Raw genomic sequence first — 14982 nt, 5'->3', positions numbered from 1 at the left:
CGGGCGCGGCTTGTGAATTCTCGCTGTCAAATGCTTAATGCCCCGTACCTGTTATTCTTATTGGAGACGAGCGCATAGAGAAGGTGGTCACGCCATTCGCCCCGGATCTTCAAATAGTCGTGCATATAGCCTTCGCGCTGGAATCCGGCTTTTTCAAGCAAGCGGATTGACCGTTCGTTCTCCGGAATACAGGCAGCTTCGATCCGGTGCAAGTTAAGCCGTTCAAAGATATGGTGGACAGCCAGGCCGATCGCCGCCGACATGTGACCCTGGCCGGCATGGCGCTCGCCCATCCAGTAGCCGATCATGCAGGATTGCGAGGCGCCGCGGCGGATATGGCCGATCGTCAGGCCACCGAGCAGCGTGTCGCTCTTGCGATGAAAGAGAAAAAGCGGCAGCGCGACACCGGAGGCGAATTCCTGATTGCAGCGGATGACGCGGGCGCGGAAGGCGCTTTCGGTCAGCGCGTCCCCCTCCCAGGCTGGCTCCCAGCGTTCCAGGAAGGTGCGGCTTTCGCTGCGCAGCCGGTACCATTCACGGTAATCGGAATTGCGCGGCAAGCGGTAATAGTATTCGGATCCCGAAATCTCCTCGGCAATCGCCTGCTTTGACAAGAAGCCGAACACTGATCTTGACATCCCGTAAGATCCCAGTGCCGTCAGAGGGTTATTCTGCCGCAGTCTTGTGCGCCTGCGCGCTGGAAAGCGACTGGATGATGTCTTCGTAGCGGGTCAGGTCATCGACCGGGCCGATCGCGGAAAGCGTCGGTACCTGGTTGAAGAACAGCCGCCCTGCAAGGTCGGTCAGCCGATCGGTTGTTATGTCGGACAGCCGCTGCATCAACTCGTTGTTGGGGATCGGACGTCCGTAAAGCATCATCTGCCGGGCGATCTGGCCGGCGCGGGCTGCCGGGCTTTCCTGGCCCATCAACAGCTGGGCGCGGATCTGGGCGCGAGCGCGGTCGATTTCCTCTTGCCGGATATTCTCCGAGGATTTCTTGAGTTCATTGATGATGACCGGAATGAGGTCCGGAAGGTTTTCACTGCCGGTCGCCGCATGGATGCCGAATATGCCGGTGTCCGAGAAGCCCCAATGGAAGGCATAGACCGAGTAACAGAGACCGCGGATCTCGCGCACTTCCTGGAACAGCCGTGACGACATGCCGCCACCCAGCACGTTGGCGAGGATCTGCGAGCAATAGAAATCGCGCACGTGATAGGCCTTGCCCTCGAAGCCGAGCAGGATCTGCGCATCCATCAGGTCACGGTTTTCGCGGATATGCCCGCCGGTATATTTGGCAGGCTCCATGATCATCGCGGCATTGGGTACGGTTGGCAGCCCGGCAAAGCGCTTTTCGACCTCGCGGACGAATTCGTCATGCTTGACGGCGCCGGCGGCGACCACGAACATCCGGTCGGCAACATAGTTGCGGCCGAGATAGCGGCGGATTTCGTCGGGATTGAACGCCATCACCGACTCGGGCGTGCCGAGAATGGGCCGGCCGATCGTCTGGTTCAGGAAGGCTTTTTCGGTGAATTTGTCGAAGACGATGTCATCGGGCGTATCATTGGCCGCGCCAATTTCCTGCAGGATGACATTCTTTTCGCGCTCGAGTTCTTCCTCGTCGAAGGCCGACTCGATCAGGATGTCGGCAAGAATATCGACGGCGAGCGGCACGTCATCCTTGAGAACGCGGGCATAGTAGGAAGTGGTTTCGGTCGAGGTGGCGGCGTTGACCTCGCCGCCGACATTCTCGATTTGCTCGGCGATCTGGCGGGCTGTTCGTCGCGCCGTGCCTTTGAAGGCCATGTGCTCGAGGAGGTGGGCAACGCCATGCTCATCTTCCGCTTCGTTGCGTGATCCGGATTTGACCCACACGCCGAGAGCGACGCTCTCCAGATGTGGCATTTCTTCCGTAACGACCGTCAACCCCGAGGGAAGCCTGGTGGACTCTACATTCATGAGCAACTCTGACGCCCGATCAGCTCTTGATCCGGGCATGTTGGGCGATGAAGGCTTCCACCGTCTTTATGTCCGCATCCAGCACCGCGAAGCGTTCCTCCCTTTGCATAAGATCAGCAAGCCACGATGGCAGCGGCGGATTAATACCGCAAGCGGATTCTACAGCCAAGGGAAATTTTGCCGGGTGCGCAGTGGCCAAAATGACCATCGGAGCGTTGGTTTTCTCGAACTTTCTGGCCGTGAAGACGCCGATCGCCGAATGCGGGTCGAGCAGGTATGCCGTCTCGCTCATCGTCGTCTTGATGGTTTTCGCGACCTGGGACTCACTGACCCGACCCGCCTTGAAATCCTTGGAGATCGCCGCAAGCGCCTTCTTCTCGATCTCGAAAGAGCCAGATTGCTTCAGTCCCTGCATGGCCGAACGAACCTTGGCGGGATCGCGATCGTAGGCTTCGAACAGCAGCCGTTCGAAGTTTGAGGAGATCTGGATGTCCATCGACGGCGAGGTCGTCGCCTTGACGCCCTTCATCTCGTAGCGTCCGCTCTTGAGTGTCCGGGCTAGGATGTCGTTTTCGTTGGTGGCGACCACCAGCTTGCTGATCGGCAGGCCCATGCGCTTGGCCGCATAACCCGCAAAGATGTCGCCGAAATTGCCGGTCGGCACTGTAAACGATACCTTACGGTCTGGCCCGCCAAGCGCGATGGCCGAGGTGAAGTAATAGACGATCTGGGCCATGATGCGTGCCCAGTTGATTGAGTTGACGCCAGCGAGATGCATGCCGTCGCGGAACTTGGTGTCGTTGAACATCGCTTTGACGAGGTCCTGGCAATCATCGAACGTGCCGTTGACGGCAATTGCATGCACATTGGCATGCGCAGTCGTTGTCATCTGCCGCTGCTGCACCGGCGAAACCTTGCCATGCGGAAACAGGATAAACACATCGGTGCGATCACGGCCGCCAAACGCGTCGATGGCAGCGCCACCGGTGTCGCCGGATGTCGCGCCGACGATGGTCGAGCGCTCGTCGCGCTGGGTCAGCGCGTGGTCCATCAGGCGGGCTAGCAGCTGCATCGCCACGTCCTTGAACGCCAGCGTCGTGCCGTGGAAGAGTTCGAGGATGAAGGAGTTGGCGCCATTCTGCACCAGCGGCGCCACGGCCGGATGGCGGAAGGTCGCGTAGGCCTCGTCGATCATCCGCTTGAGATCGTCATGGGCGATTTCGCCGTCGGTAAACGGCGTCAGCACCGCTAGCGCGATCTCCTGATAGGATTTGCCGCGCCAGGAGCGGATTTCCTTCTTGGAAAAATGCGGCCAGGCTTCGGGAACATAGAGGCCGCCATCGCGCGCCAGACCGGTCAGCAGCGCATCGCAGAAACCCAATACCGGAGCCTCGCCCCGCGTCGAAACATATTGCACTCGTCTACCTCTGATGATGGCGGTTGCGTCTGGTCAAAAGACTATCAGCCACGTTAGTGACCGATTGTTCCCTTTGCGTCCGCAAGGCCCTGGAAAATGGCTGAATCTTTATCTTGGCCAATCGATTTTTTATTTTGCGGCTGATATAGACCAACTCAACGGGCCATGAAAAGGTCTGATTTCGCATAGCAAAAGTGGCGGCAACAAATTGCCGCAATCGACTTCAATAGGGTGGGGCGTAACAGTGTCCGGTCAATTCCTTCGAATTCTTACTCCGCTCGCGGTCGCCGCAATGGCCGCCGGTTGCAGCACGTCAGATCTTTCCACAACCTTTTCCAGCAAGCCAAAAGTCGAAACCGTCGATGCGGTCGAAAAGCCCGTCGTCGTGCAGGGCGCCTGCCCGCAGGTCTATCTGCGCGAGGGAACGGCGATCTACCGGCAGTATGCCAAGGGCGTCAAGAAGGACGAGAAGGGGATGGGCGATCCCGACAAGCTGATCATGCAGGCAACGATCGACCAGACCACGCGCCAGTGCATCCAGTCTGACCAGGGGCTGAAGGTCACGGTGGTGGCGCGCGTCCGCGTCGTGCTCGGTCCTGCTGGGCAGCCAGGCACCTACACCTTGCCGATCCGGGTAGCCGCCACCGATGGCGATACGACGCTCTATTCAGAGCTCACCAAATTCGAGGCGTCTGTGCCGCCGGGACAGGGCTCGGGCCAATTCATATTCACCAAGCCCGACGTGCTGCTGACTAGCGCTTCCGGCCTGACCCGCCTCTTCGCCGGCATCGACGAAGGTCCGTATAATACGAAGTGACGTTGGGGTTTTACCCCTCACCAACTTCGGCCAAGGCTCGCCTTGCTCGCCCGGCCTTCGTATCCTCTCCCACAAGGGGAGAGGTAGGGTGCCACGCTCGTCGTCGCATAATCAAGGCGAGGCCGTGCCGCGATTTACCTCGCCCCTTGTGGGAGAGGAAGCAAAATCAAGACCTTAGGAAATGCGCACGCAATCTTGCTAAAATCCGATGCCGGTCAGCGCATTTTCTAAGTCTTAGATTTTGCAGGTGAGGGGTTCATTTCAGACCACATGCTGGAACTCCGCACGCAATCAGGCCAATTCCGTCCAGTTCTTCAGCGCGTCCACCATCTGTGGCAATTCCACCATCCGCGAAATCACCGTCTCGGCGCCCGCATCCGTCAGGCGGTCGGCATGGGTGGGATATGTATGGCTGCCACCGGTAAAGCCGATGACCCGCATGCCGGCTGCGCGCGCCGCATGCACGCCATGCACCGAATCCTCGATCACCAGGCAACGCGACGGTTCGACATTGAACTGCTTGGCGCCATGTAGATAGATATCCGGCTTGGGCTTTGTGCGCCCCGGCCCAAGGTCGATGGCGGAATAGATATGACCCTCGAAATACGGCTTGAGGCCTACTTTGTTCAGCTCCAGCTCCAGCCGCGGCGACGACGAGTTGGAGCAGATGCAGCGCTGCTCGGTGATCTTGGAAAGCGCGTAGCGCACGCCGTCAATGATCTTGAGGCGCCTGGCCAATGCCGCATCCAGCAGCTTTTCTGATTTGTCGATCAGGCTCGCCGAAAGCGGTAGCTCAGATTCCTTCTCGATCGTCAGCAGGATGCTCTTCCAGTCCATGCCGGCAAAACGGACGCACATGTCTTCCGCCGTTATCTCGACACCCGCTTCGCGAAGCAGCTTGGACTCGACCTCGGCGGCGATGATTTCGGAATCGACGAGCACGCCGTCGCAGTCAAAAAGGATGAGGTCAAAGCCGGACATTGTCGAACGATCTCTTTAATTTGGGGGAGAATGGCATTTCCGGCTGCCTACACGATTGCGCCCTTTGAAGCAATGCCGCTGCCTGCATGGCCGGTATTCCGTGGGGTCGCGGCGGCATGCTCGTCAGACCTTTGGCGAACTTTCCAAGCCCTGGCAATTGCCCTAGAGTTTGTTGCAGGGGAGGAGCCCGGCCATGAACAATTCAATCTACGATACGGATCTCGACAGAAATCCGGCTAACTTTCAGCCGTTGACCCCGCTCACGTTTCTGGAGCGGGCTGCTGAAACGTTTCCCGATAGACCGGCCATTATTCACGGCCGCCAGCGCGCCACTTATCGCGAGCTTCGACAGCGCAGTCGAAAGCTTGCCTCAGCCCTGTCGCGGCGCGGTATCGGCAAGGGTGACACTGTCGCCGTGATGCTGGCCAATACGCCGCCGATGATTGAGTGCCACTACGGTGTCCCGCTGATTGGTGCGGTGCTCAACACCATGAACACCAGGCTCGACGCGGCGACGATTTCATTTATCCTCGATCACGGCGAAGCAAAGGTATTGATCACTGACCGGGAATTCGCCCCGACCATCAAGGCTGCACTCGCGACTGCGAGGGCAAAACCGTTGGTGATCGATTACGACGATCCCGAATTTGCCCAGACCGGCGAGCGCCTCGGCGAGATCGACTATGAAGCTTTCATCTCCGGCGGCGATGAAAAACATCCGTATCGCGCACCCGATGACGAATGGGATGCGATCTCGCTCAACTATACCTCGGGCACCACGTCCAATCCGAAAGGTGTCGTCTATCATCACAGAGGCGCCCACTTGCTGGCGCTCGGCAATATCCTGACGAGTTCGATGCCGAGCGGTGCCGTCTATCTCTGGACCCTGCCGATGTTTCATTGCAACGGCTGGTGCTTTCCATGGTCGATTTCGGTCGTCGGCGGCACGCATGTGTGCCTGCGTCAGGTGCGCGCCTCGGCGATCTACGAGGCGATTGCCGCCCATGGTGTGACGCATATGTGTGGCGCCCCGATCGTCATGTCGACGATTCTCAACGCTACGGAAGCCGAGAAGCGGCCGGTGGCAAAGCGCATCACATTCATGACGGCTGCGGCTCCGCCACCTGAGGCCGTGTTGGGGGCGATGAAGCAGTCGGGCTTCGAGGTAATACATCTCTACGGTTTGACCGAGACCTATGGACCTTCCGTCGTCAACGAATGGCAGGGCCATTGGGACGATCTCGACCCGTCCAACTGGGCCCGAATGAAGGCCCGCCAAGGCGTTCCCTATACGACGCTAGAACGGCTTGACGTCATGGATCCGGAAACGATGGAGCCGGTCCCGCGCGATGGCGAGACTATCGGCGAAGTGATGTTTTCCGGCAATGTGGTGATGAAGGGCTATCTCAAGAATGCCAAGGCGTCCGAGGCAGCATTTGCCGGTGGCTGGTTCCATTCCGGCGATCTCGGCGTGATGCATACGGATGGTTACATCCAGCTCAAGGACCGGTCGAAGGACATCATCATCTCGGGCGGAGAGAATATTTCGTCCATCGAGGTCGAGGATGCACTCTACAAGCATCCAGCGGTAGCCAACGCGGCCGTAGTGGCCAAGCCGGATGACAAATGGGGCGAAACGCCCTGTGCCTTCATCGAGCTGAGAGCCGGCATGTCGGCGACCGAGGAAGAACTCGGCGAGTGGTGCCGCAAGCACCTCGCGGGCTTCAAGGTGCCGCGCTACTTCGTGTTCTCGGAACTGCCACGCACCTCGACCGGCAAGATCCAGAAGTTCAAGCTGCGCGATCGCTTCAAGGAGCAATGACATGGGCGTCGAACTGGTGCAGCTGCAGATCGCCGACGGGATTGCCACTCTCACGCTCAATCGACCGGACAAGGGCAACGCGCTTTCCGCCGAAATGATGGGTGCTCTGGAGAACGGGATTGCCGAGGTCAGCGCAAACGACGACGCGCGGGTCATCGTGCTCGCGGCCAACGGCAAGATTTTCTGCGCTGGCCACGATCTGGAAGAGATGCTGGCGCATGAGGATCACGCCTGGCAGCGGGCGCATTTCGATCGTTGCTCGCGGCTGATGCTGTCGATCCGAAATTCTCCGAAGCCGTTCATCGCTCGCGTTCAGGGCGCTGCTGTCGCCGCCGGCTGCCAGCTTGTCGCCACCTGCGATCTTGCCTATGCCGTCGAAACCGCCAAGTTTGGCATCAACGGCATCAATCTCGGCCTGTTCTGCTCGACGCCATCTGTGGCGCTGTCGCGCGCCGTTCACCCTAAGCAGGCGCTGGACCTGGCGCTGACCGGGCGGCTAATTCTGGCGCCGCGCGCCGCCGAGATCGGCTTGATCAATGCGGCGGTGCCTTTGGAAAAGCTTGATGACGTGGTGATGGAGGCAGCCCGCGCGATTTCGGCAAAATTGCCCGATGCAATCGGGCTGGGAAAAGCGCTGTTCTATCGCCAGGCGGAGATGGATATCGCCGACGCCTATGCTGAGGCAGCGGCAGCAATGGCGGATAATATGGAGATGCTGGAGACGCGGGAGAAGATAGCGGGGTTCGTGAAACGATAGGATCACCGAATGCTACAGCCCCCTCATCCGGCCTACGGCCACCCTCTCCCCGCTGGGGAGAAGAGGGAATAGACGACTCCTACGTTCCACAGGTGGCTTTGCGGTAGGTGAATTCCAGATGTAGCGCGATCGGATCAAGATCGCTCTTCTCCCCCAGCGGGGAGAAGGTGGCCGTAGGCCGGATGAGGGGGCTGCTGGGCGATCGCCCGTCAGCACTGCGCCTCAAATATCAACTCACCCGCAGCACAATCTTGCCGATGTGATCGCTCGATTCCATCAGCCGATGTGCATCCACCACCTCTTCGAAATCAAATACCTTGTTGATCACCGGCGCCACATCACCAGCCTCAATCAACGGCCACACCTTGTCGAACAGCTGATTGCGAATCGCGCCCTTTTCAGCAGCCGTACGCGGCCGCATCGTTGAGCCCATCACCCGTAATCGCTTGACCATGATCGGTGTCAGATTGGCTTTCTCCGCCACTGCGCCGCCGAGAAAGGCGATGATGGACAGGCGTCCATCGCGGGCGAGGCATGCGAGGTTGCGGTCGAAATAGGCAGCGCCGATCATGTCGAGAATGACATCCACGCCGCGTTTTCCCGTTTCAGATTTGACGACTTCGGCGAAATCTTCAGTCTTGTAATTGATCGCCCGCGTAGCGCCGAGATTGAGGCAGGCCTCAGCCTTTTCGTCGTTGCCGACGGTGACATAGACGGCCGCGCCGCGCGCCTTGGCAAGCTGGATGGCTGTCGTTCCGATGCCGCTGGAGCCGCCATGGATCAGCACGCTCTCGCCCGCCTTCAGCCCGGCCATCATGAACAGGTTGGCCCATACGGTGAAAAACGTCTCGGGCAGAGCCGCGGCCCGGATCGCATCATATCCCTTGGGCCAGGGCAACGCCTGCGTGGCCGGCGCAGCGCAATATTCGGCATACGCCCCGCCATTGGCCAGCGCGCAGACCTTGTCGCCAATCGAAAAGCCCGAGGCTCCTTCGCCCAACGCGACGATTTCGCCGGCGACCTCCAGCCCGAGGATGGGGCTGGCATCCGGCGGTGGTGGATAGTGGCCTTGCCGTTGCGCGACATCCGGCCGGTTGACGCCGATGGCCTCCGAACGGATGAGAATGTCGCCAGGCTTCAGCACCGGCAACGGCCCGCGTGCAATCGTCATCGCCTCCGGCTCGCCGGGCTTCGGCAGATCGACAAAACGCATTTCGGTGGGAAGAGTCATTGGCGGCCTCCATCAGGGATCGACAGATTCCATAAGGGTTTGTGCCCGATAATGTAAGCCGGAACTATGCCGCAGCGATCGTTTCGCTGAGCTCGACGAAACTCATGCCGCCTTCGCTCTTCTTGGCACGTGATTTCACGTGGGCGATCTCGGCGCTGATGCGGTTGAGGTCGCTGATGATCAGCCCTTCCGGTATTTCCAGCACCCCGATCGAGCAACGCATCAGCGGCAATTGCCGCTCGACGCCGTCGCGATCAAGGCTGACCATATGGCCGCGCAGCCGGTCTTCGGCGGAATAGAGCTGCCGCGCTTCGCCGTTGAATTCGGCCAGCAACGTCGTCAGCATGCCTTCGGTCGCAACGCGCGAGTGACCGTCGAGGCCGATGAAGAAGTCGTCGCCGCCGACATGGCCGATGAAATCGTGGCCGGAAAAGGCATGCTTGCGCATCAGCGTCGCAAATAGCGTGATCGCCTTGTCGCCGGCGTGGAAGCCGTAGTGATCGTTGAACGGCTTGAAATTGTCGAAGTCGCAATAGCAAAGGTGGCGGCTGCGCTCGCCATCAACCACGGCACCGCGCAAGTGGTTTAGGATAGCGAGATTTCCGGGAAGTCCGGTCAGCGGGTTCTGGTCGATAGCGATCTTCAGTTGCTTCTCATTGAGGATTTTGATCAGCGAGGTCGCCGAGATGACGCCGGAGAAGCGCATGTTCTCCGTCAGCAACACACATTGACCGCCATCCATGTTGGCGAAGGCCGTGACCAGGTCGCCGGTGTCGGAATCGAGGCTGACGGTCGGTGCTGGCACGACGAAGTAGGAGACCGAGCGCAGGTAGTCGCGGTTCTTCAGCAGGTCGCGGCCGAAGGGGTGATAGATATATTCCTTGAGCTGGTTTTCCGGGATGATCCCGCGCGGCTCGCCATTGGCGTTCAATACCGGGAAATAGGCGCTTTCCGGATTCTGCCGGAACATCTCGAATACTCGCTCGATGGAGTCATCCTCATAGACGACGGGCGGGTTTTCGATCTGGCGGCGGATCAGCAATTCATCGAGCGACGGCCCCGTCATCCGCACCTTGGAGCCGCTGGCGATATGCGGATAGCTGGTCTGCAATTCGCTGACATTGACGCTGGGCCGGGCGATGTGCCAGCCCTGCACCATGTCGACACCGTACTCGCGGCAAGCGAGGAATTCGGATTCGGTCTCCACGCCTTCGGCAATCACGCGGATCCCCAGCGCGTGAGCAATGCCGACGATATTGCGCACCAGATGCTGCTTGCGCGGCGCAGTCGCGATGCTGGTGATGAAGTGACGATCGATCTTGACGTAGTCGACGGGGTAATCGCACAGCAGCTTGAACTCGGCGCGGCCGACGCCAAAATCGTCGATGGCAATCTTGAAGCCGGATTTGCGCATCTTGGCGATCAGCGGGCCGAACTCGGCGATGGCGGTATTGTCGAAGCGCTCCGAGAGCTCGAAGCAGATCGACGAGGGGGGAATGGAATGCATCTGCAGATAGCGCAGCAGCATGTCCAGCAGCGCCTGTCCCTCGGGGATCAGCCGTCCGTCGAGATTGATGAACAGGGTGGCTGAGCGATAATCCGGCAGCGACGCAAATTTGGTCAGCGCGCGTGCCGCCATCATCTGGTCCAGCGCCACGAGCTGGCCGGCCTCCGCCATCCGGTCGATCAGGTCGAGCGGCGAGGCAAAGCCCATCTGTTCCTGGCCGCGCATCAGCGATTCATACCCGAAGGCTGCGCCGGTATTGATTTCAACGATCGGCTGAAAGGCCGGCTCGAGCACCAGCTTGGACAGCGAGAGCAGCTTTTCGCCCGCATACCTCAATGGGAAGGAAATTTTTTCGGGCGAAACGGCAGGCATCTTAAAGCTCCAAACGGAAACGTCTTTTGCCGGCAATGTCACTGAAATTGTTGAAAAAAACCTTTTCCCAATATGATAGTTTTGTGACGGAGCGAGGCGGATCGCTAATGCATGCAGGGGTAGTGAAGGAGCATAAGGCGACGGCCGTCGCAAACAGGATCAAAAATCGTTCGGGGAAGGTGGCGGTATCGGCGCTGTTTCTGTCTATATGGTCCGAGAATTCGGCAACGCACTGGAACGGTTTGAGATGTCTGTTGAAAAGCCCAATATCCTCATCATCATGGTCGACCAGCTGAACGGCACGTTCTTTCCCGATGGGCCGGCTGATTTCCTGCATGCGCCTAATCTCAAGGCGCTTGCCGCCCGCTCCGCCCGCTTCGTCAACAATTACACCTCGTCGCCGCTCTGCGCGCCGGCTCGCGCCTCGATGATGGCAGGGCAACTGCCAAGCCGCACCGCGGTCTATGACAATGCTGCCGAATACGCCTCGGCGATCCCGACTTACGCGCATCACCTGAGACGGTTGAGCTACTACACGTGCCTCTCGGGCAAGATGCATTTTGTCGGTCCCGACCAGCTGCATGGCTTCGAGGAGCGTCTGACGACCGACATCTATCCTGCCGACTTCGGCTGGACGCCGGACTACCGCAAGCCCGGTGAACGGATCGATTGGTGGTATCACAATCTCGGCTCGGTGACCGGGGCAGGGGTGGCCGAGATCACCAACCAGATGGAATATGACGACGAGGTCGCCTTCTTCGCCAACCAGAAGATCTACCAGCTGGCGCGCGACAATGACGACAAGGATCGCCGCCCCTGGTGCGTCACCGCATCCTTCACCCATCCGCACGATCCCTATGTGGCGCGCCGCAAGTTCTGGGATCTCTATGAAGGTTGCGAGCACCTCGACCCTGTTGTTGCGCCGATCCCGTTTGACGAGCAGGACCCGCATTCCCAGCGGCTGATGCTTGCTTGCGACTACACCGCCTTCGACCTCACCGAAGACAATGTCCGCCGTTCGCGTCGCGCCTATTTCGCCAACATTTCCTATATCGACGAAAAGGTCGGCGAACTCATCGACACGCTGACGCGCACCCGCCAGCTCGACAATACCGTCATTCTGTTCTGCTCGGATCACGGCGACATGCTGGGCGAACGAGGACTGTGGTTCAAGATGAACTTCTTCGAGGGTTCCGCCCGCGTGCCGCTGATGATCGCCGGCCCGGGAATTGCACCCAAGACCCATCTGGCGCCGGTTTCGAACCTCGATATCGTGCCGACGCTTGCCGATCTCGCTGGCGTGCCGATGAGCGAGATGATGCCCTGGACAGATGGTGAAAGCCTGTTGCCGGTCATCAATGGCAGCCCGCGCACCGCGCCGGTGCTGATGGAATACGCTGCAGAGGGTTCCTATGCGCCACTGGTCGGCATCCGCGAAGGCAAGTGGAAATACATCCACTGCCTGCTCGACCCCGACCAGCTCTACGATCTCGATGCCGATCCGCTTGAGCGCAACAATCTTGCCAGCAACCCTGCGCATGCCGAAACGCTGGCGCGTTTTCAGGCCTTTGCGCACGAGCGCTGGGACATGCACCGCTTCGATTCAGAAGTCCGCGAAAGCCAGGCGCGCCGCTGGGTCGTTTATGAAGCGCTGCGCAATGGCGCCTACTTTCCTTGGGATTATCAACCCTTGCAGAAGGCGTCGGAGCGCTACATGCGCAACCACATGAACCTGGACAATCTTGAAGATTCAAAGCGTTATCCTCGCGGCGAGTGATATTGCCGCAGGCAGAAAACTTGCACGTTTTTGCCGCAATCGAGGCTAATCTTCGAGATTGCGGCAATTGTGGCAAATTCGAACATTAAATTTAAAGGAATAAAACGAGAACACATGAACATCATTTAAGTTGAGTTCAGGTGAAATCATTCTAAAACTGATTTTCGGAAACGGGAATTGCCGGCACCGAAAGTATATCGGCGCGACGCGACAATTCCGGACGTTTCTGGTTCAGGTTATCACACGAAACAAAAGAGAATTCGTGTGGTAATATTAAGAGGAAAACGCCAATGCGCGCTCTTTTTGCTTCCGTCGCTCTCCTGTCTGCAATCGCAATTGTTCCCGCTGCTTACGCTGCCAGCATGACGATGACCGGCACGGTCAAGTCTATCGACACCGCGAAAAAGCAGTTGAAGCTCTCCAATGGCGACACCTTCGTGCTGCCGGCGAACTTCAAGGACGCTGGGATCAAGGCCGGTGAAAAGGTCAAGGTCTCCTACCAGAAGTCCGGCAAGAATCTCGAAGCTGAGATGGTAACGATCGCCAAGTAATTTGCCCAGCGGCTGCGCATGGTCCGTCCCTGCGCAGCCCGCTGTCTCCATTGAAGTTGCACTTCTGAGCCTTTTTCCTTTTCTCTGCTCCGCTCGCAGGGCTGTTGTTCTGCCAAAATCGCCGTTGCGAAAATTCTTCGTCGCAAACAAGATAGAAATGTGGTCTCCATAAAGGGGAGCGCAGCGCGGCTTCGCGCTTATATGCTCGCAACAATCATCATACCGGGCGCCAGCGACCCGGCAGGGGTACGATATGCGCGCACAGCCGAAAGCCAGCCATTTCATCGATGGCGAATATGTCGAGGATACTGCGGGCACGCCGTTCGACAGCGTTTATCCCGCCACCGGCGAAGTCATCGCCAGACTCCATGCGGCGACACCGGCGATCGTCGAGAGGGCCATTGCCAGCGCAAAGCGCGCCCAGGTCGAATGGGCAAAAACCAGCCCGACCGCGCGTGGCCGCATTCTCAAGCGCGCTGCCGAGATCATGCGCGAGAAGAACCGCGAACTCTCCGAACTCGAAACGCTCGACACCGGCAAGCCGATCCAGGAAACCATCGTCGCCGACCCGACTTCGGGTGCGGACTCCTTCGAATTCTTCGGCGGCATTGCAGCCACCGCTCTCAATGGCGAACACATCCAGCTGGGTGCCGACTGGGCCTATACCAAGCGCATTCCGATCGGCGTGTGCGTCGGCATCGGTGCCTGGAACTATCCCCAGCAGATCGCCTGCTGGAAGGGCGCGCCGGCACTGATCTGCGGCAATGCCATGGTCTTCAAACCGTCGGAAAACACGCCGCTCGGCGCGCTGAAGATCGCCGAAATTCTCATCGAGGCCGGTTTGCCCAAGGGGCTCTACAACGTCATCCAGGGTGATCGCACGACCGGGCCGCTGCTGGTCAACCATCCCGACGTCGGCAAGGTGTCGCTGACCGGCTCGGTTCCGACCGGCCGCAAGGTCTATGAGGCCGCCGCCGCCGGCCTGCGCCACGTGACGATGGAATTGGGCGGCAAGTCGCCGCTGGTTGTGTTCGACGACGCCGACATTGACTCGGCCATCGGTGGTGCGATGCTGGGCAATTTCTATTCGACCGGCCAGGTCTGCTCCAACGGCACCCGCGTCTTCGTCCACACGAAGGTCAAGACCGAATTCCTCAAGCGCCTCAAGGTGCGTACTGAAGCCATCAAGATCGGCGACCCGATGGACGAGGCAACACAGCTTGGCCCGGTCATCAACCGCGCCCAACAGGAGAAAATCCTCGGCTACATCGCCAAGGGCAAGGCCGAGGGTGCCACGTTGCTCACCGGCGGTGCGATCCCCAACGATGTGTCCGCCGAGGGCTGCTACATCCAGCCGACGGTGTTTGCCGACGTCACCGACGACATGACCATCGCCCGCGAAGAGATTTTCGGGCCGGTGATGTGCGTGCTGGATTTCGACCACGAGGACGAAGTCATCGAGCGCGCCAACTCCACCGAATTCGGCCTGTCGGCCGGCGTTTTCACCTCAGACATCAGCCGCGCCCACCGCGTCGTCGATCGGCTGGAGGCGGGCACGCTGTGGATCAACACCTACAATCTCTGCCCGGTGGAAATCCCGTTCGGCGGCGTCAAGTCCTCGGGCTTCGGCCGCGAGAATTCCGCTGCGGCCATCCAGCATTATTCGGATATCAAGACGGTCTATGTGGCGATGGGCAAGGTGGACGCGCCTTATTGATCGAAGCGACGTAGGCGTTTTCACCCCTCACCAAGCGCGTCCATGCACTCAACTTCGTTTCGTGCGGACTT

General features: G+C 59.3%; 12 protein-coding genes. 6 read left to right on the top strand and 6 right to left on the bottom strand.

The features are described from left to right. Positions 1–26 precede the first annotated feature (26 nt). The 3 genes from ACXHRN_RS17695 to thrC are packed head-to-tail and all read right to left on the bottom strand — an operon-like array spanning position 27 to position 3379. On the bottom strand, positions 27–638 hold the full coding sequence (locus ACXHRN_RS17695) for a GNAT family N-acetyltransferase (protein ID WP_488637625.1): 612 nt from the start codon (positions 636–638) through the stop codon (positions 27–29). Between the two features lie 28 nt (positions 639–666). Further along, entirely contained in the window at positions 667–1962 is a 1296-nt protein-coding gene (locus tag ACXHRN_RS17690) for a M16 family metallopeptidase (RefSeq protein WP_488637624.1), read from the bottom strand. A gap of 19 nt (positions 1963–1981) precedes the next feature. Then, the gene (thrC, locus tag ACXHRN_RS17685) at positions 1982–3379 is read right to left on the bottom strand and encodes a threonine synthase (RefSeq protein WP_488637623.1); all 1398 of its coding nucleotides are present in this window, start codon (positions 3377–3379) and stop codon (positions 1982–1984) included. Between the two features lie 244 nt (positions 3380–3623). Here thrC and ACXHRN_RS17680 point away from each other — a divergent pair, with 244 nt between their 5' ends. Then, positions 3624–4196: a hypothetical protein gene (locus ACXHRN_RS17680; RefSeq protein WP_488637622.1), complete on the top strand. Its 573-nt coding sequence runs from the start codon at positions 3624–3626 to the stop codon at positions 4194–4196. 291 nt (positions 4197–4487) lie between these two features. On the opposite strand, the gene ACXHRN_RS17675 is transcribed toward ACXHRN_RS17680, so the two are convergent. Then, complete coding sequence (locus tag ACXHRN_RS17675; RefSeq protein WP_488637621.1) at positions 4488–5177, bottom strand: HAD family hydrolase; 690 nt, start codon at positions 5175–5177, stop codon at positions 4488–4490. 193 nt (positions 5178–5370) lie between these two features. On the opposite strand from ACXHRN_RS17675, the gene ACXHRN_RS17670 reads away from it, so the two are divergent. Further along, on the top strand, positions 5371–6999 hold the full coding sequence (locus ACXHRN_RS17670; RefSeq protein ID WP_488637620.1) for an acyl-CoA synthetase: 1629 nt from the start codon (positions 5371–5373) through the stop codon (positions 6997–6999). A 1-nt stretch (position 7000) separates the two neighbouring features. After that, positions 7001–7756: an enoyl-CoA hydratase gene (locus ACXHRN_RS17665; protein ID WP_488637619.1), complete on the top strand. Its 756-nt coding sequence runs from the start codon at positions 7001–7003 to the stop codon at positions 7754–7756. Positions 7757–7985: 229 nt separating this feature from the next. Here the strand turns inward: ACXHRN_RS17665 and ACXHRN_RS17660 are convergent, their stop codons facing one another. Beyond that, a complete protein-coding gene (locus ACXHRN_RS17660; protein WP_488637618.1) occupies positions 7986–8987 on the bottom strand; it encodes an NAD(P)H-quinone oxidoreductase in 1002 nt (333 codons plus the stop codon). 64 nt (positions 8988–9051) lie between these two features. Further along, the gene (locus tag ACXHRN_RS17655) at positions 9052–10866 is read right to left on the bottom strand and encodes an EAL domain-containing protein (protein ID WP_488637617.1); all 1815 of its coding nucleotides are present in this window, start codon (positions 10864–10866) and stop codon (positions 9052–9054) included. 247 nt (positions 10867–11113) lie between these two features. On the opposite strand from ACXHRN_RS17655, the gene betC reads away from it, so the two are divergent. The 3 genes from betC to betB all read left to right on the top strand — a co-directional run bounded on the left by betC (position 11114) and on the right by betB (position 14911). Further along, a complete protein-coding gene (gene betC / locus ACXHRN_RS17650) occupies positions 11114–12643 on the top strand; it encodes a choline-sulfatase (protein ID WP_488637616.1) in 1530 nt (509 codons plus the stop codon). Between the two features lie 290 nt (positions 12644–12933). After that, a complete protein-coding gene (locus ACXHRN_RS17645) occupies positions 12934–13194 on the top strand; it encodes a DUF1344 domain-containing protein (RefSeq protein ID WP_488637615.1) in 261 nt (86 codons plus the stop codon). Between the two features lie 253 nt (positions 13195–13447). Continuing rightward, a complete protein-coding gene (gene betB / locus ACXHRN_RS17640; protein ID WP_488637614.1) occupies positions 13448–14911 on the top strand; it encodes a betaine-aldehyde dehydrogenase in 1464 nt (487 codons plus the stop codon). Positions 14912–14982 lie beyond the last annotated feature (71 nt).

It is taken from the genome of Shinella sp. OV683 (assembly GCF_057787725.1).
This window is presented reverse-complemented; position numbering and strand designations above follow the sequence as displayed.